The 21,945-nt window shown below is 72.5% G+C and carries 24 protein-coding genes and 1 riboswitch; of the genes, 17 read left to right on the forward strand and 7 right to left on the reverse strand.

What is annotated here, in order from left to right:
* Positions 1-110: 110 nt before the first annotated feature.
* The gene (locus IE237_RS31800) at positions 111-899 is read left to right on the forward strand and encodes a helix-turn-helix domain-containing protein (protein ID WP_308433136.1); all 789 of its coding nucleotides are present in this window, start codon (positions 111-113) and stop codon (positions 897-899) included.
* Between the two features lie 132 nt (positions 900-1,031).
* Here IE237_RS31800 and IE237_RS31805 read toward each other — a convergent pair whose 3' ends face one another.
* The 3 genes from IE237_RS31805 to IE237_RS31815 all read right to left on the reverse strand — a co-directional run bounded on the left by IE237_RS31805 (position 1,032) and on the right by IE237_RS31815 (position 2,801).
* Positions 1,032-1,550 (reverse strand): RICIN domain-containing protein, encoded by a 519-nt coding sequence (locus tag IE237_RS31805; RefSeq protein WP_189805601.1) that lies wholly within the window; start codon positions 1,548-1,550, stop codon positions 1,032-1,034.
* A gap of 220 nt (positions 1,551-1,770) precedes the next feature.
* Positions 1,771-1,977, reverse strand: a complete 207-nt coding sequence (locus IE237_RS31810) for a DUF397 domain-containing protein (protein ID WP_189805602.1) — start codon at positions 1,975-1,977, stop codon at positions 1,771-1,773.
* The gene (locus tag IE237_RS31815; RefSeq protein WP_189805603.1) at positions 1,959-2,801 is read right to left on the reverse strand and encodes a helix-turn-helix domain-containing protein; all 843 of its coding nucleotides are present in this window, start codon (positions 2,799-2,801) and stop codon (positions 1,959-1,961) included. Before IE237_RS31815 ends, IE237_RS31810 begins: the two co-directional genes overlap by 19 nt.
* A 145-nt stretch (positions 2,802-2,946) precedes the next feature.
* Between IE237_RS31815 and IE237_RS31820 the strand changes: the two genes are divergently transcribed.
* Positions 2,947-3,318: a hypothetical protein gene (locus IE237_RS31820; RefSeq protein WP_189805604.1), complete on the forward strand. Its 372-nt coding sequence runs from the start codon at positions 2,947-2,949 to the stop codon at positions 3,316-3,318.
* Between the two features lie 54 nt (positions 3,319-3,372).
* Here the strand turns inward: IE237_RS31820 and IE237_RS31825 are convergent, their stop codons facing one another.
* Positions 3,373-3,945 carry a DUF1700 domain-containing protein gene (locus IE237_RS31825; RefSeq protein WP_189805605.1) on the reverse strand — a complete coding sequence of 191 codons (573 nt, stop codon included), beginning with the start codon at positions 3,943-3,945 and terminating at the stop codon, positions 3,373-3,375.
* The gene (locus IE237_RS31830) at positions 3,942-4,313 is read right to left on the reverse strand and encodes a PadR family transcriptional regulator (protein ID WP_189805606.1); all 372 of its coding nucleotides are present in this window, start codon (positions 4,311-4,313) and stop codon (positions 3,942-3,944) included. Before IE237_RS31830 ends, IE237_RS31825 begins: the two co-directional genes overlap by 4 nt.
* A gap of 63 nt (positions 4,314-4,376) precedes the next feature.
* On the opposite strand from IE237_RS31830, the gene IE237_RS31835 reads away from it, so the two are divergent.
* Genes IE237_RS31835 through IE237_RS31845 form a run of 3 tightly spaced genes read left to right on the forward strand, consistent with a single transcriptional unit; the run spans position 4,377 to position 6,057 of the window.
* The gene (locus tag IE237_RS31835) at positions 4,377-5,114 is read left to right on the forward strand and encodes a DUF2625 domain-containing protein (RefSeq protein ID WP_308433137.1); all 738 of its coding nucleotides are present in this window, start codon (positions 4,377-4,379) and stop codon (positions 5,112-5,114) included.
* 2 nt (positions 5,115-5,116) lie between these two features.
* Positions 5,117-5,656 (forward strand): GNAT family N-acetyltransferase, encoded by a 540-nt coding sequence (locus IE237_RS31840; RefSeq protein ID WP_229843011.1) that lies wholly within the window; start codon positions 5,117-5,119, stop codon positions 5,654-5,656.
* A complete protein-coding gene (locus IE237_RS31845; protein ID WP_189805607.1) occupies positions 5,653-6,057 on the forward strand; it encodes a hypothetical protein in 405 nt (134 codons plus the stop codon). The genes IE237_RS31840 and IE237_RS31845 overlap by 4 nt, the downstream gene beginning before the upstream one ends.
* Here the strand turns inward: IE237_RS31845 and IE237_RS31850 are convergent.
* On the reverse strand, positions 6,032-8,356 hold the full coding sequence (locus IE237_RS31850; protein WP_189805608.1) for a YfhO family protein: 2,325 nt from the start codon (positions 8,354-8,356) through the stop codon (positions 6,032-6,034). The genes IE237_RS31845 and IE237_RS31850 overlap by 26 nt on opposite strands.
* Before the next feature lie 126 nt (positions 8,357-8,482).
* Here IE237_RS31850 and IE237_RS31855 point away from each other — a divergent pair, with 126 nt between their 5' ends.
* The 4 genes from IE237_RS31855 (at position 8,483) to IE237_RS31870 (ending at position 11,577) form a co-directional block, all read left to right on the forward strand.
* Complete coding sequence (locus IE237_RS31855; protein ID WP_229843013.1) at positions 8,483-9,502, forward strand: glycosyltransferase family 2 protein; 1,020 nt, start codon at positions 8,483-8,485, stop codon at positions 9,500-9,502.
* A gap of 80 nt (positions 9,503-9,582) precedes the next feature.
* Positions 9,583-10,233: a SurA N-terminal domain-containing protein gene (locus IE237_RS31860; RefSeq protein ID WP_189805610.1), complete on the forward strand. Its 651-nt coding sequence runs from the start codon at positions 9,583-9,585 to the stop codon at positions 10,231-10,233.
* 19 nt (positions 10,234-10,252) lie between these two features.
* Entirely contained in the window at positions 10,253-11,215 is a 963-nt protein-coding gene (locus IE237_RS31865; protein WP_189805611.1) for a nucleoside triphosphate pyrophosphohydrolase, read from the forward strand.
* Positions 11,216-11,229: 14 nt separating this feature from the next.
* A complete protein-coding gene (locus tag IE237_RS31870; protein ID WP_189805612.1) occupies positions 11,230-11,577 on the forward strand; it encodes a hypothetical protein in 348 nt (115 codons plus the stop codon).
* A 13-nt stretch (positions 11,578-11,590) separates the two neighbouring features.
* Here the strand turns inward: IE237_RS31870 and IE237_RS31875 are convergent, their stop codons facing one another.
* The gene (locus IE237_RS31875) at positions 11,591-12,802 is read right to left on the reverse strand and encodes a globin domain-containing protein (protein WP_189805613.1); all 1,212 of its coding nucleotides are present in this window, start codon (positions 12,800-12,802) and stop codon (positions 11,591-11,593) included.
* Positions 12,803-12,888: 86 nt separating this feature from the next.
* On the opposite strand from IE237_RS31875, the gene IE237_RS31880 reads away from it, so the two are divergent.
* From IE237_RS31880 to IE237_RS31915, 8 genes are all read left to right on the forward strand, one after another.
* Positions 12,889-14,172, forward strand: coding sequence for a cytochrome P450 family protein (locus tag IE237_RS31880; protein WP_189805614.1), 1,284 nt, complete (start codon positions 12,889-12,891; stop codon positions 14,170-14,172).
* A 161-nt stretch (positions 14,173-14,333) separates the two neighbouring features.
* Positions 14,334-15,314, forward strand: coding sequence for a transglycosylase family protein (locus tag IE237_RS31885; protein WP_308433138.1), 981 nt, complete (start codon positions 14,334-14,336; stop codon positions 15,312-15,314).
* 258 nt (positions 15,315-15,572) lie between these two features.
* Positions 15,573-15,746: riboswitch (cyclic di-AMP (ydaO/yuaA leader) on the forward strand.
* A 3-nt stretch (positions 15,747-15,749) separates the two neighbouring features.
* Positions 15,750-16,478 (forward strand): LysM peptidoglycan-binding domain-containing protein, encoded by a 729-nt coding sequence (locus tag IE237_RS31890; RefSeq protein WP_189805616.1) that lies wholly within the window; start codon positions 15,750-15,752, stop codon positions 16,476-16,478.
* 325 nt (positions 16,479-16,803) lie between these two features.
* Positions 16,804-18,090 carry a phosphopyruvate hydratase gene (gene eno / locus IE237_RS31895; protein ID WP_189805617.1) on the forward strand — a complete coding sequence of 429 codons (1,287 nt, stop codon included), beginning with the start codon at positions 16,804-16,806 and terminating at the stop codon, positions 18,088-18,090.
* 90 nt (positions 18,091-18,180) lie between these two features.
* Positions 18,181-18,651 carry an FtsB family cell division protein gene (locus IE237_RS31900; RefSeq protein ID WP_189805618.1) on the forward strand — a complete coding sequence of 157 codons (471 nt, stop codon included), beginning with the start codon at positions 18,181-18,183 and terminating at the stop codon, positions 18,649-18,651.
* Positions 18,652-18,681: 30 nt separating this feature from the next.
* Positions 18,682-19,221 (forward strand): DUF501 domain-containing protein, encoded by a 540-nt coding sequence (locus IE237_RS31905; protein ID WP_189805619.1) that lies wholly within the window; start codon positions 18,682-18,684, stop codon positions 19,219-19,221.
* Positions 19,218-20,132 (forward strand): Ppx/GppA phosphatase family protein, encoded by a 915-nt coding sequence (locus IE237_RS31910; protein WP_189805620.1) that lies wholly within the window; start codon positions 19,218-19,220, stop codon positions 20,130-20,132. Before IE237_RS31905 ends, IE237_RS31910 begins: the two co-directional genes overlap by 4 nt.
* 370 nt (positions 20,133-20,502) lie before the next feature.
* Positions 20,503-21,888, forward strand: a complete 1,386-nt coding sequence (locus IE237_RS31915; protein ID WP_189805621.1) for an NAD(P)/FAD-dependent oxidoreductase — start codon at positions 20,503-20,505, stop codon at positions 21,886-21,888.
* The last annotated feature ends 57 nt before the right edge of the window (positions 21,889-21,945 follow it).

Below are 21,945 nucleotides of genomic sequence, written 5' to 3' on the forward strand. Positions count from 1 at the left end.
GGGAGTGCAATCCCGGGCGGGGGCCTGGCCATCGAGGAAGCAAACCCTTCCCCATGGATACCCAGCACCTTAGCGCGCCCGGTTCCGGCGCGGGCGTCATCCACGCGAACGTGACCCACAAGAGTCACTTCACCGTCGTCGGCAACCACCTCGCGCAGCACGAGCACCTCTCGCTCACCGCGATCGGTCTCGCCGTCCACATCCAGTCGCTGCCCGCCGGTTCGCGCATCGGCGTCAAGCGCCTCGCCGAGCGCTTCCCCGAGGGCGAGATCCGCATCGCCGCCGCGCTCCGCGAGCTGGAGACCCACGGCTACCTGTCCCGGACCCGCGAACGCCTCCCGAGCGGCCGGATCGTGACCCGCACGGTCTCGTACGGCACCCCGGACGCGACCCCCGACCCGGACCCGGACCCGGACCCCGACCCGGACTCGGACCGGGACTCGGACCCTGACCCCGACCCGGCTCCCGCCCCCGCCCCGGACCCGGTACGGGGCGAGCCCCCGGCCCTCCCGCGAACCCCGGCCACCGAGCTGCTGCTCGACCTCCGCCGCCACGACGCCCGCTTCCTGCTCTCCGAGCGGGACGTCCGGCACCTGGCCCCGGCCGTGGACGCCTGGTTCGCCCGGGGCGCCACCCCGGACGCCGTCCGCCGCACGCTGCTCGCGGCCCTCCCGGACACCCTCAGACACCCGGCGGGCATCCTGTCCCACCGCCTGAGAGCGCTCCTCCCGCCGCCGCTCCCGGCTCCCGCCCAGGGCCCGCCACCGATCCAGACCTGCGTCACCTGCGAGGAGGTCGCCTTCCGCGCCTGGGAACCGGGCCGCTGCCCCGACTGCGAGGCGGACGCGGACGCGGACGAGGCGGCGGCGAGGGCCTGGCTCGCCGCCGACGCGGCTTAGGGCCCGTCCGGCGGCTCAGGGCCGGACGGGCCCTGATGCGGCACCGGTCTTCGTCGTGATGGTCCGGACGGGTCGTTCGCCGGTCTGCTCAGGGAGAAGACGTGCCGGGCAGAGGCGAGCCCGATCGCGCTCCTACGACTGGTTCCACTGCTGGCTCTTGCCACCGTGGCAGTCCCACTGGCGGGCGGGCGCGCCGTTGTCCGTGCGCCAGTCGGCGATCTCCAGGCACTTGCCGCTGTTGCGGTTCACGAGCAGCGTGACGTTGCTGGTGTCACTGAGCCACACGTGGTCCCACTGCTGGTTCTTGCCACCGGTGCACTCCCACTGGCGGGCGGGCGCGCCGTTGTCCGTGCGCCAGTCGGCGATCTCCAGGCACTTGTTGCTGTTCACGTTCTTGATGGTGAGGCCCGTCTCCGTCGTGGCGTAGTACATCTCCCACGACTGGTTCGGGCCACCGGTCACGGCCCACTGGTTGGCGGTCGCGCCGTTGGCGGTGGACCAGCCGCCGATCTCCAGGTACTTGCCGCTGTTGGCGTTCTGGAGCGTCCACCCGCTTGCGGCGCTCGCGCTCTGCACCTGGACGGTCGTGACCAGCGCACCCGTTGCCAGGGCGGATCCGACCAGGCGCATGACGGCAGTCTTCTTCTGCATGAATGGTCCCCCGTTGTCTCCCGGGCCGCCGTGTGGCCGGCGGCCTGTTCGCCACGGAAGTTAGCACGATCATCAAGTCCCCAGCCGTGCGAGCTTGGGTGGCGGCTCGTCCCGTCAACTCCCGTGCAGGAACCGGACCGATGGGGAAGGTCGACCCTTCCCGGCTGCTCCAGATCCTCGTGCCGAGCGCGACGGGGGATGCCCCAGGCGGTCGGACGGTTCAGGCGCTGAGCCGCCCGCCCTTGACCCCGGCGACGAACGACGACCACGCACCGGCCTCGAAGACGAGGGCGGGGCCGGTGGGGTTCTTGGAGTCGCGGACGGGGACGAGGGGGTGGTGGTCGGCGACTTCCACGCACTGGCCGCCGTCCTGGTTGCTGTAGGAGCTCTTGCGCCATGTGAGGGTGCTCAGATCGATGGCTCGCACGACGCTTCCTCCAACATCCGCAGGATGAACTTCCTTGAATCGGCCGGGGAAAGGGCCAGATCACGGGCCAGATCGTATCGGACCTGGAGTCTTTCGACTGCGGCCGATTCCTCCACCAGCTCGCCCGAGTATCCGGTCTCCACCCAGGCCACCGGGCGGCCGTCCGTGGTGCGAAGGAACATCACGTCGGTATTCGTCAGCGCGTGCGGTCCGACCGAGTTCAACAGGACTTGGATCGTGATGTTGCGGTGCTCGCTCATCTCCAGCAAGTACTGCAACTGCTCCTGCCACTCGTCGGGATCGGGCAGCGCCGTGCGCAGCACGGTCTCCGACAGGATCGTGCGGAACGGCGGCGCGTCCTCTCCCGACAGCAGTTCGCGACGTCCTATCCGCGCCTCGACCTGAGCGGTCAGCTCGTCCCCGTGCATGCCGCCCGCCGCCAGCAGGGCTCGGGCGTAGCCCGCCGTCTGGAGGAGGCCCGGCGGTGCGGTCACCGCGTAGTGCCACAGGCTGATCGCCTCCGCCTCCAGCGTCATGTACCGCCGGTACCGCTCCTTGAACTGGGTCGGGTCCGCCACCGCCAGTTCCCACAGGGTCAGCAGCAACTTCGGGGTCCCGTAGTACTGGTCCAGCGCCTGGATGACCTCCGGGCCGCCCAGCGTCTCGCCCTTCTCCATCTTCGAGAACAGCGACCAGTCCCAGCCGAGCACCTCGCCCTGCTTCCGCAGACTGAGCCCCCGCTCGGTGCGGAGTGACTTCAGCTCCTCCGCGAACCGCTTCCTCGGCTCCTGGCTGCGGCCCGTGACCACCCGTCTCGCCGGCATCGCGCGACCTCCCTTGTGGAAGATGTGGAACTACCCGCGCGACCTGGGGAGGTACGGCCCGCCACCGCTCCGGGATCCCTGTTCCCCGGTCCATTCTCGTAGCGCCGGGATTACAGAGGGTAGTTCACGGAGAGGGGTGGAATCCATGGAACGCGGGGCGTGGGTCTACGACCAAGTGGCGGGTGCGGTCGGTGAGTTCAAAGGGAACGCCGGGCCCTATGCGATGGTTCGCCCGGTCGGCGGCGGGCGGGAGTGGCAGGCGGATCCGGCCGACCTGCGTCCGGCCACCCCTGCCGAGCGGCTGAGCGCGGGGGTGAGGGTGGCGAATGACCGGGCTCGCGCGGGGGTCGCGCAGCCCGTGCCCGATCTGAGCCGCCCACCGGAACCCGTACCGCACTGTGTCGCGTGTGCGCTGCTCGCACGGGAACGGCGCAAGGCCCAGGGGCGGTTCGACCACAGTGCGGTGACGGACGCGAACGTGCTGCTCCGGCGCCACCTGTGGCAGGACCACCCGTGAGGTGTCGGGCGGTCCCGGGTTCGCGCTTCATGGGCTTCTGCCCGTCCGTGCCGGTCAGGCCGCCTTGGGGCGGGTGCGAAGCAGGCGTACCGCTGCCGTGGCCGGGAGGGCGATGCCCACGACGAGGATGGTCAGCAGTTCCGTCGGGCCGAAGCGGGCGGCCAGGAAGAGTCCGCCGAGGGCGACCACGATCGGTGTCGCGAGGGTGAGGGCGGTGGCCAGGACCTTGGTGCCGCGGTCCCACGCGTCGGACGTCCACAGCAGGACCAGGCCCACGATCAGGGCGGCCACGGCGGGGAGGGAGCCGCCGAGGCCGGCGAGGCCGGTGATGCCGAGCAGGACCGCCGTGATGACGGTCCGCGTCCGGGGCTGCTCCTTCGGGGCGTCGGCCGCGGTGGGGGTCTCCGGTTCCTCCGCGCGGGCGGCGGCCACGATGGCGGAGGGGCTGCCGAGCCGTTCGAGGGCGGTACGGACGGTCTCCGGGTCCTCCTCGTCCCCGACGGCCACCGCGAGGTGTTCGCGCAGGTCGGCGAGGAGTTCCTCGCGGCGCCCCGCGGGCAGGAAGGACGCCTCGCGCTCGATCGTGGCCAGGTAGTCGGTCACGAGGGGGTGTTCAGTGCCGGTCATGCGGAGCCTCCGTGAGATGCGGTCAGGAAGTGGTCGACGCCGTCGCGGAAGCGCGGCCAGCTGTCGGCGAACTCGGTGAGCGCGGTCCTGCCCGGCGCGGTGAGGGTGTAGTAGCGGCGGGCGGGGCCGGTGGCCGACTCGCGCAGCTCGGTGTCGACGAGCCCGTCGCGGCGGAGCCGGGACAGCAGGGGGTAGATCGTTCCCTGGCTGGTGGTCATGACGCTGACCGCGGCCAGCTCGTCGAGGATCTCGACGCCGTAGCGCGGGCCGTCGCGCAGCAGGGCGAGGACGCAGTACTCCAGTACGCCCTTGCGCAGCTGACTGGCGACCTTTCCGGTCGCCTCGAATCTTGCTTCGCCAGGAACCATGTAATGCAAGATACCTCCGAGGGGGCCGTCGATCAACGGCGAACCGCGTGCGACGATGCCCGGATGCGAGAACTGCGTGGACTGAGCGAGCTGACCGAGGTCGAGGAGCCGGCGTGGCCCCAGCTCGAGGCGGAGCTGCGGGCGGCGAAGGTGCCCGTCGAGGTGCTGGACCCCGACCCCGGGCAGGCGGCGGCCACGCTCGTCCAGACGCAGGTCACCGTCCGCTCGTACCTGGGGGCGTTCGTCCTCCACACCGGCGGGGCGCTCGTCGACGACGGCTGGCTGCGCGTCTACGGCGGCCCGGCCGCCCACAACCCCCGGCGCCTGCCCGGCCTCGCCCGGGTCAACGGCTACCCCGCCGAACCCGACCCCGCCTGGCGTCCCTCCGCCGGTCTCGTCGTCGCGCACGACGTGCTCGGCGGTGCCTTCGCGATCCAGGCCGGCACGGAGGAGGAGACCGGACTGCCGGGCCGGCCCGGCGAGATGGTCTACTTCGCGCCCGACTCGCTGCGCTGGGACGCGACCGGCGCCGGATACGGCGCCTGGCTGTCCTGGATGCTCGCCGGGGGCACCGAGGAGTTCTACGAGGGCCTGCGCTGGCCCGGCTGGCGCGACGAGGTGCCCGGACTGACCGGCGGGGAGGGCCTCAGCCTCTACCCGCCGCTGTGGTCCGCCGAGGCGCACCAGGACCTGGCCGGGACCAGCCGCGCGGTCGTCCCCCTGGAGGAACTGCTCGGGTTCGGGCGGGACACGGCCCTTCAGCTCGACGGAACCGACCCCGGCTTCCTGGGGACCCCCTGACCGTGAACGCCGCACCGGACGGCCTCGCGGCCGCCACCGCCACGACGCGGCGCCTCGACCTCGTGCCCCTCGCCGTCGCGCACGCCGGCGAGATGGCCGGGGTCCTCGCCGACCCCGCCCTCCACGCCTTCATCGGCGGCGCCCCGCTCGCCGCGCCCGAGCTGCTCGCCCGGTACGAGCGGCTGGTCGCCGGCTCGCCGGACCCGGCGGTCGTCTGGTGCAACTGGGTGGTGCGGCTCCGCGCCGAGGACCGGCTCGCCGGGACCGTGCAGGCGACGGTCACCGACGGCGGGCGGACCGCCGAGGTCGCCTGGGTCGTCGGCACGGACCTGCAGGGGCGGGGGATCGCCCGCGAGGCGGCCGAGGGCCTCGTCGGCCTGCTCCTGGAACGGGGAGTACGGACCGTCGTCGCCCACGTCCACCCCGGCCACGCGGCCTCCGCCGCCGTCGCCCGCGCGGCCGGGCTCACGCCGACGGACGGGGAACAGGACGGCGAGGTCCGCTGGGAGCTGCGGCTCCCCTCCGGGACCGAGGGGCCGTGAGCGCGGAGACCTTCCTCTTCCGGTTCGTGGACGGCGAGCTCGCCGCGCTGGACGTCGAGCGGTTCCGCCGGGTGGTCGAGCCGTACGTGGTGGCGGGCGCGCCGGACCTCGGCGAGGTCCTGCTGCGCGCGGAGGACGGGGGGACGGCGGAGTTCTCCGTCCCCGCCGACGGAGCCGGCGGGGTGACGTCCCTGACGGCGACGCACCTCTCCACCGGCGCCGCGCTCGACCTGCTCGCCCGGCTCGCCGAAGAGCTCGGGGCCGTCATCCTGCCCGTGGGCGGCGCCGCGCTGATCCTCCACGAGGAGGGGCGGCGGCACCTCCCCCCGGGGCTCCGGGAGGAGGCGATCGTCATCGCCCCCACGGGCGCCGCCGTCACCGAGGCGATCGCCCGGTCCTGACCCCCCGGCGCCCGGCCACGGCCACGCCCAGGAGCCCCAGCGCGGCCACCGCCCCCGCCGCCAGGCCCGCCCGCAGGCCCGGCGGCCGGAACGAGCAGGAGAGCGTGCTGCCCGCCGGTACGGCGAGCAGGCCGCCGTACGCGACCGGTGCGGCGCCCTCGCAGTGCCAGCCCGCGATGCGCGGGGCCGCCACGACCGCGGTGCCCGTGGAGCCCGGCGGGAGGGTGGCCCGTATGCCGTCCCCGGTGACGTGGACCGAGGTCGCCGCGCGGGCGCGGAGGGTCGCCACCGCCGCGCGGAGACGGTCGTGGTCCAGGCAGCCGAGTTCGCCGGGTCCCGGGAGGACCGGCCTCAGGCCGGGGACCCGCTGCACGCCCAGCGAGGTCAGCGCCGCGCGGCGCTTCGGGCCGCCGCCGAGGAGCCGGACCGGGGCGTGATCGCCCAGGCGGGCCGTGCCCGTGCTCTCCGGGGACCAGAGGAAGACCTCCGTACCGACCGGGCAGGCGCCCGCGCGCGGAGCCTCGTACACCCGGGCGCCGAGCAGGAGTTCCTGGTTGCGGAAGGGCGACGGGCCGTAGGCCGGGGGCGGGCCCGGGGGCCGCACCGTCACCAGCGGGAGGTGCGCGTCCGTGCGGACGACGGCGCCGTCCCGCCAGCGCGCGCCCACCCCGAACAGCGCGTCCGTCACCGGGTTGTCCAGGCTCAGCAGGTTCCGGCCGCGCGAGGTCCAGCCGCCGCCCAGCGCGGCCAGGGTCTCCGTCAGGACCGCCGGGGTGTGGCTGCTGTAGTAGGCGGCGCCCTGGCCGCCCAGGAGCAGCGGATCGTTGCCCGCGACCCGGGGCAGCCCGGGGTCCGTGCGGTACGCGGGCCAGCCGTCGGCCGCCGCGAGGGCCGCCGCCCGCCGCGCGTGCTCCGCGCCCCACGGCGGGTAGTCGTCGAGCCGGGCGAGCCGCTCCCGGTCCGCGTACGCCGTCGTCGCCGCGGCCTGCCCGAGCAGGGTGCCGGTGACCAGGAGTGCGGCGAGCAGCCCGTACCGGCCCCGGCGGGGCAGCAGGAGCGCGCCCGCCACCGCCGCCAGTCCCGCGCCCGCGAGGAGCAGCGACCAGGGGGTGAGCAGGCGGCTGGGCAGGGCCCCGGCCGTGAGGGCGAGGACGACCGCCGCCCCGCCGAGCAGCGACCTCCGGTCCGGGAGGCCGTGCGCGAGGCCCGTCCAGGCGGCGAGGACGAGCACGCCGGACAGGACGAAGGTCTGGCGGTACGGGCTGCCGTTCGGGGTGGCGAAGACGTGCCAGACGAGATGCGTGGGGCCCCACTGCATCGACACCGCCACCGCCGCGCACAGCCCTCCCCACAGCCACCGCTCCCGGCCGGGCGCGTCCCGGCGGAAGAGCAGCGCCCCCGCGAGCAGCGGCACCGCCGTGCAGACGAAGGCCGCCGGGGTCGCGAAGCTGTACGTCACCGGGAGCAGCCGGGCCAGCACGTCCGTACCGGCCGCCGGGTCGAAGTCCCGGACCACGCCCGGATAGGCGTGCCGGGAACCGAGGAGGACGGGGACGAGGACGGGGGCCGCGAGGCCGATGCCGAGCGCCGTCGTCACCACCGCCCGGAGCAGCGTGCGCCACCGGTGGGAGTCCGTGACCGCCAGGCGGACCAGGAGCACCAGGGCGGCGCCCAGGGTCGCCATGTACGCCGTGTAGAAGTTCGCGAGCCAGCAGACCGCCACCACCAGCGGGCCCAGAAGGGGCCGCCGGCCCTCCCGTACCCACTCGCCCACCAGGCAGAGCAGCGGGAAGGCGATCAGGCCGTCCAGCCACATCGGGTTGTACGTGCCCTCCGCCAGCGACCAGCCGCACAGCGCGTACGAGGCGCCCAGGACCGCCGCCCACCACCACACGCCCGACGGGCCGGTCCGGCGCAGCAGGAAGGTCATCGCCGCCGCCGCGACCGCCGTCTTCAGGACGGTGATCGCGTACACCGCGTACTCGATGTCCCCGCGCGGGAAGAGCGCGACCAGCGGGGCGAAGGGGCTCGACAGGTAGGTGCCGTAGTCGGGCAGGAAGCTCGTGCCCCAGCCGCCCTGCCAGTCGAGCAGCGGCCCGCCGTCCGCCCGGCCCCGCAGCAGGTCCCACAGGTGCGCGTGGAACGGCACGAACTGGTTGGCGAGGTCGTTGACGGCCCGGCGGCGCGGCCCGAAGGGGAACACGCTGGCGACGGCGTCCCCGCCGCAGACGGCGAGGGCGGACAGGACGGCGGCGAGCAGGTACGAGCGTGTGGTGTGCGAACGCGTGGTCTTCGGCATGACGGATCGAATATGACAGCGAACGCACGGGAAACGGCGGGTCCGACGGGCCAGTTCACGCGATGGTCGCCTGAAGGTCACGCACCCGGACCGGCGGGGACACCGGGCTCCGTTGTCGTGGTCGGCGTGCTGCTCTCGATCGTCGTCCCGTGCTTCAACGAGGAGGACGTCCTCGCCCGCTTCCACGACCATGTGACCGCCGAACTCGCCCGCCTCGACGGTGAGTTCGAGCTCGTCTACGTGGACGACGGAAGCCGGGACGGGACCCTCCCGCTCCTCCGGGAGCTGTCCGGCCGCGACCCGGACCGGGTCCGCCACCTCTCCTTCAGCCGCAACTTCGGCAAGGAGGCCGCGATGCTCGCCGGGCTCCGCCATGCGGCCGGCGACGCCGTCGTGATCATGGACGCCGACCTCCAGCACCCGCCGGAGCTCGTGCACCGCATGGTCGCCCTGCACGCCGAGGGGTACGACCAGGTCGTCGCCCGCCGCACCCGCGAGGGCGACCGGGTCACCCGCACCCTCACCGCCCGCCTCTACTACTGGGCGATCAACCGGCTCGTCGACGTCGAGCTCGTCGACGGCGTCGGCGACTTCCGGCTCCTGTCGCGGCGCACCGTCGACGCGGTCCTCGGCCTCGGCGAGTACAACCGCTTCTCCAAGGGCCTCTTCTCCTGGGTCGGCTTCCGCACCACGACCTTCTCCTACGAGAACGCCGTCCGGGAGCAGGGCCGCTCCAAGTGGACCTTCGGCAAGCTCCTCAACTACGGCCTCGACGGGCTCCTCTCCTTCAACAACAAGCCCCTGCGGGCCGCGGTCCACCTCGGCCTGCTCCTCACCGTCGTCGCCCTCGGCTACGCGGCCTGGATCGTCGGCGACGCCCTCGTCAACGGCGTCGACACCCCCGGATACGTCACCCTCCTCGTCGCCGTCACCGCCCTCGCCGGCGTGCAGATGGTGATGGCCGGACTGATCGGCGAGTACGTCGGACGCATCTACTACGAGGTGAAGCGGCGGCCGCACTACCTGCTGAAGGAGACGAGCACGGGTCCGGAGACGGGCCCGGAGGCGGGCCCCGAGACGGGCCTGGTGCGGGCCGACACCCGGGTGACGGGTGAGTCGTTGTGGGAAACAGTCGCTCCGAAGTAGTGGCTCCGGCCCCGGCGACTCCCTACCATCGATCACCGCAAGGTCGTTCAACTGACGCACGACCAGCCCGGGAGGCTCCTTTGCACCGCCGCACTGCGCTCACCGTCTCCGCCGCACTCCTCGCCGCGGCCCCGCTGCTCACCGCCTGCGGCAGTGACGCCCACCCAGGAGCGGCGGCCGTCGTCGGCGGCGAACGGATCGAGGTCTCCAGCCTCCAGGCACAGGTCGAGGACGTGCGGGCCGCGCAGGCGGCCTCGCCTCAGTCCGCCCAGCTGGTCGCCGCCACCGGTGACCTCGGCCGCCGCAAACTCAACGTCATGATCTTCGACCGGGTCGTCGACAAGGTCGCCCGGGACAACGGCGTCAGCGCCACCCGCGCCGAGCTCCAGAAGACCAGGGCCTCCTTCGTCCAGCAGGCCGGCGGCGAGGACCAGCTCAAGGCCGTCCTCCTCCAGGAGCAGGGCGTGGCACCCGACCAGATCGACGACTTCGTCCGCCGCAACGTCCTCATGAACAAGATCGCCGAGAAGCTGGGCGTCACCGACAACGCCGAGGGCCAGAAGAAGCTGACCGAGGTCTTCTCCGCCGCCTCCAAGGACCTCGCCGTCGACGTGAACCCGCGCTACGGCCGCTGGGACGACGCCCAGGTCCGGCTCGACACCGGCTACGACGGCGCGCCCTGGCTCCGCCAGATCAGCCAGGACCCGGCCGCCGTCCCGGCCGGAGCGTGAGTCCGGGTAAGTTCGAGGGGTGACATCTGAGAGCCCCGGCCGCATCGTCCTGCTCACCGCCAGCCACCGCGTCGCCCCCGGACTCCTGTCCTGGCCCGCCTGGCAGGCGCTGGGCGCTGCCGACCGGGTGCTCTGCCCCGACGAGGACCACCCCCAGCTGCCGTACCTGCGGGAGGCCGGCGTCGCCGTCGAGCACGCCCGGCCCACCGCCGAGGAGCTCGTCGAGGCCTGCGCCGGAGGCCGCACGGTCCTGCTGCTGCCCTCCGGGGAGGGCGACCGGGCGCTGACCGACGGCCTCGCCCGGCTCGCCGGCTCCGGCCGTGTGTCCATGCCCGACCTGGAGCTGCTGCCCGGCTCGTACGACCTGCCCGGCGCCCGCCTCCTCGACCTCGTGCAGATCATGGACCGGGTCCGCCGCGAGTGCCCCTGGACCTCGCGCCAGACCCACCGGGGGCTCGCCAAGTACGCCATCGAGGAGGCGTACGAACTCGTCGAGGCGATCGAGGAGGGCGACCGGGGGGAGCTGCGCGAGGAGCTCGGGGACGTCCTGCTCCAGGTCGTCTTCCACGCCCGGATCGCCGAGGAGGACCCGGAGGAGCCGTTCTCCGTGGACGACGTCGCCGGGGCGCTCGCCGAGAAGCTGATCCACCGGCACCCGCACGTCTTCGGGGACGCGACCGCCCTGACCCCCGAGGACGTCCAGGAGCACTGGCAGCGCACCAAGGCGATCGAGAAGCAGCGGGAGTCCGTGACGGACGGGGTGCCGCTCGGGCAGCCGGGGCTCGCGCTCGCCGCGAAGCTCGCGGGGCGGGTCCGGACGGCGGGCCTCGACGTGAAGCTCCCCGCGGGCGAGGGGATCGGGTACGAGCTGCTCGCCCTCGCCGCGCGCGCGGAGGCCTCCGGCGTCGACCCGGAAGCGGCGCTGCGGGCGGCGGCCAAGACGTACCGGGACGCGATCCGCGCGGCGGAGGGCCTCGCGTGAACGGTGCGCCGACCATGAGCGAACCGGGCGCGAGTGAGCCGACCACGAGCGCGCCGGAGCCGGCCGAGGCGGGCGCGAGCGTGCCGATCACGAGCGCGCCGGACCGGACCGGGCCGGACCCGTCCGAGGCGGGCGCGGGTGCCGCGGATCCCGGTGCGGCGACGGCTCCGCGGAAGAAGGCGCGGAAGTCGTCCTCCGACGACGCGCCCGGCCTCACGGCCATGATGGTCGCGTTGTTCGGCTGGGAGGCGGTGAGCGACGGCAACGCGCTCTGGATGCGGATCGTCTCCGCGCTGCTCCTGCTCGTGGGCGTCGCAGAGCTGGGACGGCTCGCCGTGCGGCGGTGGCGCGCGAAGCGCTGACGCCCGCCCGGGGTCACGGCTCGCGCGGTGCCCGGGCCTCCGGGTTGTGCCAGAGCGGGGCCGGCGGGCCCAGGAGGCGTTCGGCGGCGGTGTTCGGGCGGGTGGTGAAGCGGCCCACGGGCGGCAGGGTGTCGTGGTGGATCCGTGCCGGGTCGGTGCCCAGCTCCTCCAGGACCTCGGAGACCTCCGCCACGAAGGCCGGCGGTCCCGCGAGGTACACGTCGTGCGCGGACCAGTGGACGCACGCCCGCAGGGCCTGGAGCAGCCGCTCCGTCGCCTGGTCCCTGCGCTGCCGGGGCGCGGCCGTGATGTAGGTGACGTTCAGCTTGGGGAGGCGTTCCTTCAGGAGCTCGGCGTCCCCCCGCCCGTACAGGTACTCCTTGGCGCGGGCCACCACGAAGAGCCGGCCCTCCAGCTCCGGCTCGGCCTCGGCGGCCTCCGCGAGCAGCGCCCGCACCGGGGCCCAGCCCGTACCGCCGCATATATAGGTACGGAGTCCGCCCGCCGGCGTCCGCGCGGTGAGCCCGCCGCCGGGGGCGCTGAGCCGCAGCACCTCGCCGGGACCGGTCTCCTCGACCAGGGCCGTGCTCATCGCGCCGCCCGCGATCCGGCTCACGTGGAGCTCCACCGTGCCGTCCGGGCGGGGCGCGTCCGCGAGGGAGTAGGTGCGCCAGACGCGCGGGACCCGCAGCGAGCTGACGCTGACGTACTGACCGGGGCGGAACGGCAGCGGCTGACGGGGTCGCAGGGTCAGGACGGCGAGGTCCTCTCCGTACCGCTCGTGGCGGACGACGTCCGCGTCCCACCAGGCGGGCTCCCCGGCGCCGGCCGCCGCGTCGGCGCCCGCCAGCATCAGATCCGCGACGTGCCCGTACGCCTCGCCCCAGGCCTTCTCCGCCTCGATCGTCCACACGGCACCGGCGGCGTGCGCGAAGGCGGCGAGCAGGCTCTGGCCGACGGCCGCGTACAGCGCGGGGGAGGCGAGGAACTTGCGGTGGTCGCGGCCCAGCTGCCCCAGGTACCCCGCGAGCCCGGGGTCCTCCAGGTGGGTCACCACATGGGTGAGCGCGGCGAAGAGCCGGTCCCGCTGGGGGAGCATGTCCTCGGGGAAGAGCTCACGCACACCGGGGTTGTTCCAGAAGAGGTGCGAGTAGAAGAACGTGACGGCGTGCTCGGCGCGTCTCTCGACGACCGCGAACGTGCTTCTGAGCAGCTGAGGATCCACCGGCAAGAATCTAGGGCACGAGCCACACCGTTTGATCACATCTTCTCCGCGAATGCTCCTCCGGAGTCGCCCTGTACGGTCGTGGCGTGAGCACCACCCCCACCCCCCAGCCCGCCCCCACGCTCTTCACCTGGGAGTTCGCGAGCGACCCGTACCCCGCCTACGCCTGGCTGCGGGAGCACGCGCCCGTCCACCGGACGACGCTGCCCAGCGGGGTCGAGGCCTGGCTCGTGACCCGGTACGCGGACGCCCGGCAGGCCCTCGCCGACCAGCGGCTCTCCAAGAACCCCGCGCACCACGACGAGTCCCCGCACGCGAAGGGGAAGACGGGCATCCCGGGGGAGCGCAAGGCCGAGCTGATGACGCATCTGCTCAACATCGACCCGCCGGACCACACCCGGCTGCGCCGGCTGGTGTCGAAGGCCTTCACCCCGCGCCGGGTCGCCGAGTTCGCGCCGCGCGTGCAGGAGCTGACGGACCGGCTCATCGACTCCTTCGTGGCGAGGGGGAGCGCCGACCTCATCCACGAGTTCGCCTTCCCGCTGCCGATCTACGCGATCTGCGACCTGCTCGGGGTGCCGCCGGAGGACCAGGACGACTTCCGGGACTGGGCCGGGATGATGATCCGGCACGGCGGCGGGCCGCGCGGCGGGGTCGCCCGGTCGGTGAAGAAGATGCGCGGCTATCTCGCCGAGCTGATCCACCGCAAGCGCGAAGAGCCGGGGGACGATCTGATCTCGGGGCTCATCAAGGCCTCCGACCACGGCGAGCACCTCACCGAGAACGAGGCCGCCGCCATGGCCTTCATCCTTCTCTTCGCCGGCTTCGAGACGACCGTCAATCTGGTGGGGAACGGACTTTACGCGCTTCTCCGGCACCCTGAGCAGCGTGCGCGGCTCCAGGCCTCGCTCGCCGCCGGGGAGACCGGGCTCCTGGAGACCGGTGTCGAGGAGCTGCTGCGGTTCGACGGGCCGGTGGAGATGGCGACCTGGCGGTACGCGACGCGCGCGCTGACCATCGGCGGCCAGGAGATCCCGGCGGGCGACCCGGTGCTGGTGGTGCTCGCCGCCGCCGACCGGGACCCGGAGCGGTTCGACGGGCCGGACGTCCTCGACCTCGCCCGGCGCGACAACCAGCACCTCGGCTACGGGCACGGCATCCACTACTGCCTGGGCGCCCCGCTCGCCCGCCTCGAAGGCCAGACGGCGCTCGCGACCCTGCTGACTCGCCTTCCGGACCTGCGACTTGCCGCCGATCCGGCCGAACTGCGGTGGCGTGGCGGGCTCATCATGCGCGGTTTGCGCACGCTTCCGGTGGAGTTCTCCCCTTCCGTGCCCCTCTTGGCCACTGACGATCCATCAGAAATGTGATCTTCACGTGATCGCGGGGCGATCGACTTGTGACGGACGTTCGAATGCCGCTACGTTTCCCGGCAGTCTCAGCCGTCACGCGAAAGGCCCCTCCTATGCGTTCCGGGAACGGACGACACCGTCGCCCCCGTCAGGCCCCCGCCATCGTCGTCGCCGCGGGCGTGACCGGATCCGCCATGGCGCTGCCCTTGCTCGCCACCGGGTCCGCGTCCGCCGCCGACGCCGCCACGTGGGACCGCGTCGCCGAGTGCGAGTCCGGCGGCCAGTGGAGCGCCAACTTCGGCAACGGGATGTACGGCGGCCTCCAGTTCACCCAGGACAGCTGGGAGCGGAACGGTGGCCTCGCGTACGCGCCCAGCCCCGACCTGGCCAGCCGCGCCCAGCAGATCGCGGTGGCCGAGAAGGCCCTTGCCAAGGGCAGCAACGAGTGGGCCACGTGCGCGCCGATCGCCGGCCTGAAGAACGACGGCAAGGCCACCGGCGTGAACCCCGGTCCGACCGCCGTGCCGACGACCCCCACGGGGCCCCGCCCCGAGTCCGACCGCACCGCGGGCGTGCCGACCGCCCCCGCGAGCTCCACGGGGACGCCGGAGCGGTCCGCCACGTCGGCGGCCCCCGTGACGCCGGCCACGCCGAGCGCTCCCGGGAGCTCCGCCGCCACGGCCGTGCCGACCGTGCCGGGCGCGCCCACCACTCCGGCGGCCCCGGTCACGCCCGACACGTCCGCTACGCCCGGTACGCCGGTTTCGCCCGATGTGCCGAAGGATGACGTGTCGTCGGCCACGCCCGGCACCGGCAAGCACCGGGGCGAGGCCGCCCCGGAGGAGTCGGGCACAACGGACAGTTCGGCCGAATCGGGCCGCCACGCGTCCGGTGCGGGCAAGCCCGCGGAGAAGGTCGACGCCGAGCCGGTGACGGACAAGGCGAAGAATTCGGACGTAACGGACGGTCAGGGCACTTCGGGCGAGTACACCGTGCGGCCGGGTGACAGCCTGTCCGACATTGCGCAGGAGAACGAACTCCCCGGAGGGTGGACCGCCCTCTATGACGCCAACCGGCAGACGGTGGGCACCGACCCGGACCTCATCCTGCCTGGTCAGAGCCTTGACCTGACGGCGGGTTCGACGGCGGCGGAAGGTTAGTTCGCGGGCTTATGTCCGGTTCTGGGCAAGTGAGACATGGGTCTCTTCGCCCCAACTGGCGTGTCACGTCCGCAAACTTTGCTCCCGTCACCTCTCACCTGCGCAAACACCGCCCACCGGAGGGCAAGCAGGGGCGAAATTTCCGCAATGAGCCTCTTTGAACTTCCGGTGGGTCTGTGTCTACGGTCGTGACCGCTCGCCACCGCGGGCCCCGTCGACCGAAACGCCGAATCCTGCCGTCGGCCGATGGGAACAGTCGTCGCGCAAGCGCCGAAGGCAGGAGTGGGGGACCCAAGGTAAGTGCCGGTCCCGGCCGTTGAGACAGACGGCCGACGATCGGCTTGGGGTGAAGCCGCGTGCAAGGACACGCGGCCGGGCAACTTTCCGGCCCGAACCCGACAGCTCACCTCACAGGCGTCGGTGAGGAGAATCCCCATGCTGTTTTCCGCCAAGGGCAAACACCGTCGTCCCTCCAAGGCCACCCAGGTCGCCACGCTCGTCGGCGTCACCGGTGTCGCCGTCGCCGCCCCGCTGCTGACCGCGGGCACCGCCTCGGCCGCCACCACCGCCGAGTGGGACACCGTCGCGGCCTGCGAGTCGGGCGGCAACTGGTCCATCAACACGGGCAACGGCTACTACGGCGGCCTGCAGTTCTCGGCCTCCACCTGGGCCGCGTACGGCGGCACCGCCTACGCCGCGACCGCCGACCAGGCGTCGAAGTCCCAGCAGATCCTCATCGCCGAGAAGGTCCTCGCGGGCCAGGGCAAGGGTGCCTGGCCGAGCTGCGGCGTCGGCCTCTCCGGTGCCGCCTACGACGGCGGCGCCGCCGAGAGCGCCCCGAAGCAGAGCGCGCCCCAGCAGGCCGCCCCGAAGCAGCGCGAGGCCGAGCAGCCGACCACCCGCAGCCAGCAGCGCCAGGCCCCGAAGCAGGCCACGCAGCAGCAGGCCGCGCCGAAGGCCGCCAAGAAGACCGTCACCACGCCGACCGGCAAGAAGGTCAAGAAGGGTGACGGCGAGTACAAGGTCGTCGCCGGCGACACCCTCTCCAAGATCGCCCAGGCGCACGGCGTCAAGGGCGGCTGGGCCGAGCTCTTCGAGCTGAACAAGGACGTCGTCGAGAACGCCGACCTCATCTACCCGGGTCAGCAGCTCCACCTGAAGTGAGCCCGGCGGCTCGCGTGAGTCCGGCGGCTCACGCGGCCCCGACGACCCTCCCGCGGTGACCACCCCGGTCCGGCGTGCCCTTCCCCCGTGCGCGCCGGACCGGGGTTTCCCCGTTCCGGCGAGGAGCGTTTCGCCGCGGATCTACGGTTACCACCCAGTAGATACGGGGTCCTTCGTCCCGGGATGCGTGCCCTTGGGTCCTTTTTCGTCCCAGGGGGCGGGCGCACGGCGGGCCGGACCCCCCGGGCCGGTTAGGCTCTTGTCGCAAGGCCAAGCGACCCTGCACCGACCTTGCGTCACATCCAGCGTCACATCCCAGAAGGAGATGCTCGTGCCGTCCATCGACGTCGTCGTAGCCCGGGAAATCCTGGACTCCCGAGGCAACCCCACGGTCGAGGTCGAGGTCGGCCTCGACGACGGCAGCACCGGCCGTGCTGCTGTTCCGTCCGGCGCCTCCACCGGTGCGTTCGAGGCCATCGAGCTTCGCGACGGTGACCCCAACCGCTACCAGGGCAAGGGTGTCGAGAAGGCCGTCCTCGCCGTCATCGAGCAGATCGGCCCGGAGCTCGTCGGCTACGACGCCACCGAGCAGCGCCTGATCGACCAGGCGATGTTCGACCTGGACGCCACGGAGAACAAGGGCTCGCTCGGCGCCAACGCCATCCTCGGCGTCTCCCTCGCCGTCGCGCACGCCGCCTCCGAGGCCAGCGACCTCCCCCTCTTCCGCTACCTCGGCGGCCCGAACGCGCACCTGCTGCCCGTTCCGATGATGAACATCCTCAACGGTGGGTCGCACGCCGACTCCAACGTGGACATCCAGGAGTTCATGATCGCCCCGATCGGCGCGGAGTCCTTCTCCGAGGCCCTCCGCTGGGGTGCCGAGATCTACCACACGCTCAAGGGCGTGCTGAAGCGCAAGGGCCTCTCCACCGGCCTCGGCGACGAGGGCGGCTTCGCCCCGAACCTGGAGTCGAACCGCGCCGCCCTCGACCTCATCGTCGAGGCCATCAAGGAGGCCGGCTACACCCCGGGCAGCGACGTCGCGCTCGCGCTCGACGTCGCCGCGTCCGAGTTCTACAAGGACGGCAAGTACGAGTTCGAGGGCAAGTCCCGCTCGGCCGCCGAGATGACCGAGTACTACGAGGAGCTCGTCTCCGCGTACCCGATGGTCTCCATCGAGGACCCGCTGTTCGAGGACGACTGGGCCGGCTGGAAGGTCCTCACCGACAAGCTGGGCGCCAAGGTCCAGATCGTCGGCGACGACCTCTTCGTCACCAACCCGGAGCGCCTGGCCCGCGGCATCGAGGAGGGCACCGCGAACGCCCTCCTGGTCAAGGTCAACCAGATCGGCTCGCTGACCGAGACCCTCGACGCCGTCGAGCTCGCCCAGCGCAACGGCTTCAAGTGCATGATGTCCCACCGCTCCGGCGAGACCGAGGACGTCACCATCGCCGACCTCGCGGTCGCCGTGAACTGCGGTCAGATCAAGACCGGCGCCCCGGCCCGCTCGGACCGCGTCGCCAAGTACAACCAGCTCCTGCGCATCGAGGAGATCCTCGACGACGCCGCGGTCTACGCCGGCCGCAGCGCCTTCCCGCGCTTCAAGGGCTGAGCTTCTCGCTGAAGCAGCCTCCGTACGTCCCCGCACTCGGTCCCGTACCGTGTGCGGGGACGTCCGCGTGAACAGGGGAGGCGACACGACATGGCCGCGAAGGACCGGGACCGGTTCTCCACCGCGACCCGGATCAGACTGCTCGGCGAGCAGACCGCCGCCCGTGTCTACCGCTCCCAGACCCGCCGCCAGGCCCGCCGCTCCCGGCTCACCGGCCGCGCGGCCTTCCTCGCCCTCGTCGTCTGCTCCCTCGTCGTGGCACTCGCCTATCCGATGCGGAGCTACGTCTCCCAGCAGGGCGAGATCGCCGAGCAGGAGCGCAGGGCCGCCGAGGCCGCCCGGCGGGTCGAGGAACTGAAGGACGAGAAGGCCCGCCTCCAGGACCCGGCCTACGTCCGCCGCCTCGCCCGCGAGCACCTGCACTACGTGCTCCCCGGCGAGACCGGCTTCACCGTGAACGACCCCGACGCGGAGCAACGGCCCCGCGCCGACCAGGGCGCGGCGGACCGCCCCTGGTACGACAACCTCTGGGACGGCGTCGACCACGCCGACCGCCCCTGACCCCTCCTCCGCGACACGAACAAGGCAGACATGGAAACGCCCCCTCCGCAGACCGAACGCACCGAGCCCACCGAGAAGGACATCGCCGCCTTCGAGCTCCAGCTCGGCCGCCCGCCCCGCGGCCTGCGCGCCATCGCGCACCGCTGCCCGTGCGGCAACCCGGACGTCGTCGAGACCGCGCCCCGGCTTCCCGACGGCACGCCGTTCCCGACGACGTACTACCTGACCTGCCCCCGGGCGGCCTCGGCCATCGGCACCCTGGAGGCCAACGGGGTCATGAAGGAGATGCAGGCCCGGCTCGCCACCGACCCGGAGCTCGCCGCCGCCTACCGGGCCGCGCACGAGGACTACATCGCCCGCCGCGACGCCATCGAGGTCCTGGAGGGCTTCCCGAGCGCCGGCGGCATGCCGGACCGGGTCAAGTGCCTGCACGTCCTCGTCGGCCACTCGTTGGCCGCCGGCCCGGGCGTCAACCCGTTCGGCGACGAGGCGCTCGCGATGCTGCCGGAGTGGTGGGCCAAGGGCCCCTGCGTCACCCCGTGCGCGGAGAAGAAGGAGGGCGAGGAGTGACCCGGGTCGCCGGAATCGACTGCGGTACGAACTCCATCCGCCTCCTCGTCGCCGACGTCCACCCCGAGACGGGCGACCTGATCGAGCTGGACCGGCGGATGACGATCGTCCGGCTCGGGCAGGGCGTCGACAAGACCGGCCGGCTCGCCCCCGAGGCCCTGGAGCGGACCTTCGCGGCCTGCCGCGCGTACGCCGAGGTCATCAAGGAGCTGGGCGCCGAGAGGCTCCGCTTCGTCGCCACCTCCGCCTCCCGCGACGCCGAGAACCGCGCGGACTTCGTGAACGGGGTCGTGGAGATCCTGGGCGTCGAGCCCGAGGTCATCACCGGCGACCAGGAGGCCGCGTTCTCCTTCACCGGCGCCACCGGCGAGCTGCACGGCGACGACCGGCGCCTGGTCGTGGACATCGGCGGCGGCTCCACCGAGTTCGTGGTCGGCAACCAGCACGTCGAGGCCGCCCGCTCCGTCGACATCGGCTGCGTCCGGCTCACCGAGCGGCACGTCCGCCACGACCCGCCGACCGCCGAGGAGGTCGCCGCGATCCGCGCCGACGTCCGTACCGCGCTCGACCTGGCCGCCGAGACCGTGCCGATCGACACGGCGGAGACCCTCGTCGGGCTCGCCGGCTCGGTCACCACGGTCGCCGCGATCGCCCTCGGGCTCCCGGAGTACGACTCCGAGAAGGTCCACCACTCCCGGATCTCCGCCGCACAGGTCGCCGAGGTGACCGAGCGGCTGCTCGCCTCCACCCACGACGAGCGGGCCGCGATCCCGGTGATCCACCCCGGCCGGGTCGACGTGATCATCGCCGGGGCGCTCGTCCTGAGGGAGATCGTGGAGCGCGTCGGAGCCCGCGAGGTCGTCGTCAGCGAGCACGACATTCTCGATGGGATCGCTCTATCCGTGGCATAGCGGGCGGCTATCGACCCCTCCGGCGACACCCTGTCGGAAAAGGTTCGTGAAGTTCTTCACAAGGAAAAGGGCCCCGATGGCGCCCGAGGAGGGTCTTTAGGCCCTTCGAGGGGCGTCGCGGGGCCCTTTCGCAGGTGCGGAGCCTGATTCGCTCGATGTTTCCATCGTGTGAACCTGGGCTCCGGTTCAGCGTTAACGGGCGCTCTCCAGGCCAGTTCACGGGGGGTGAACAACGTTCACCAGTGCACCCCGGTTCCTTTGCAGCACCATGATGTGGATCACGTGGGCGGCGGAGTGTAGCAGAGGTGTCCAGAGACCTTGTGAAGGGGCGCACGAGCACCCCCCTGAGGAGGGGTGGATACTCGATCCCATGAGCACCACGGAGCGTCCCAGGATCCTCGTAGTAGGCGGCGGGTACGTAGGCCTGTACGCAGCTCGGCGCATCCTCAAGAAGATGCGCTACGCGGAGGCGACCGTCACGGTCGTCGACCCGCGGTCGTACATGACCTACCAGCCCTTCCTCCCCGAAGCCGCCGCCGGCAGCATCTCGCCGCGCCACGTCGTCGTCCCGCTGCGACGCGTCGTGCGCGGAGCGGAGGTGCTCACCGGCCGGGTCACCACCATCGACCAGGACCGCAAGGTCGCCACGATCGCGCCGCTCGTCGGCGAGGCGTACGAGCTGCCGTTCGACTACCTGGTCATCTCGATGGGCGCCGTCTCGCGCACCTTCCCGATCCCCGGCCTCGCCGAGCAGGGCATCGGCATGAAGGGCATCGAGGAGGCCATCGGCCTGCGCAACCACGTCCTCGAGCAGCTCGACAAGGCCGACTCGACCACCGACGAGGAGGTCCGCCGCAAGGCGCTGACCTTCGTCTTCGTCGGCGGTGGCTTCGCCGGCGCCGAGACCATCGGCGAGGTCGAGGACATGGCCCGCGACGCCGCGAAGTACTACCAGAACGTGTCGCGCGAGGACATGCGCTTCATCCTGGTCGACGCCGCGGACAAGATCCTTCCCGAGGTCGGCCCCAAGCTCGGCCAGTACGGCAAGGAGCACCTGGAGTCCCGCGGCATCGAGATCTACCTCGAGACCTCCATGGACTCCTGCGTCGACGGTCACGTCGTGCTGAAGAACGGCCTCGAGGTCGACTCCAACACGATCGTCTGGACCGCCGGCGTGAAGCCCAACCCGGCGCTCTCCCGCTTCGGTCTGCCGCTCGGCCCCCGCGGCCACGTGGACTGCAACGAGAAGCTCCAGGTCAACGGCATGGACTACGTCTGGGCCGCGGGCGACAACGCCCAGGTTCCCGACATGGCCGCGATCAAGGCCGGCGTCCCGCGCGAGCGCGCCTGGTGCCCGCCGAACGCCCAGCACGCCCTGCGCCAGGCCAAGGTCCTCGGCGACAACGTGGTGGCCGGCATGCGCGGCTTCCCGCAGAAGGAGTACAGCCACGCCAACAAGGGCGCGGTGGCCGGCCTCGGCCTGCACAAGGGCGTCGCGATGATCGTCATGGGCAAGGTGAAGATCAAGCTCAAGGGCCGTCTCGCCTGGTACATGCACCGTGGCTACCACGGCATGGCGATGCCGACCTTCAACCGCAAGATCCGCGTCTTCGCCGACTGGACCCTCGGCATGTTCCTCAAGCGCGAGGTCGTGTCGCTCGGCGCCATGGAGACGCCGCGCGAGGAGTTCTACGAGGCGGCCAAGCCCGCCCCGGCGCCGGCCGCCCCGGCGCAGGAGAAGGCCAAGGCCTCCTAAGCACCACCCGCAGTACACGCAAGGCCGTAAAAGGGCCGTCCGCCATCCGTGGTGCGG

The sequence above is a fragment of the Streptomyces tanashiensis genome (assembly GCF_014648895.1).
Lineage (GTDB): Bacteria > Actinomycetota > Actinomycetes > Streptomycetales > Streptomycetaceae > Streptomyces > Streptomyces tanashiensis.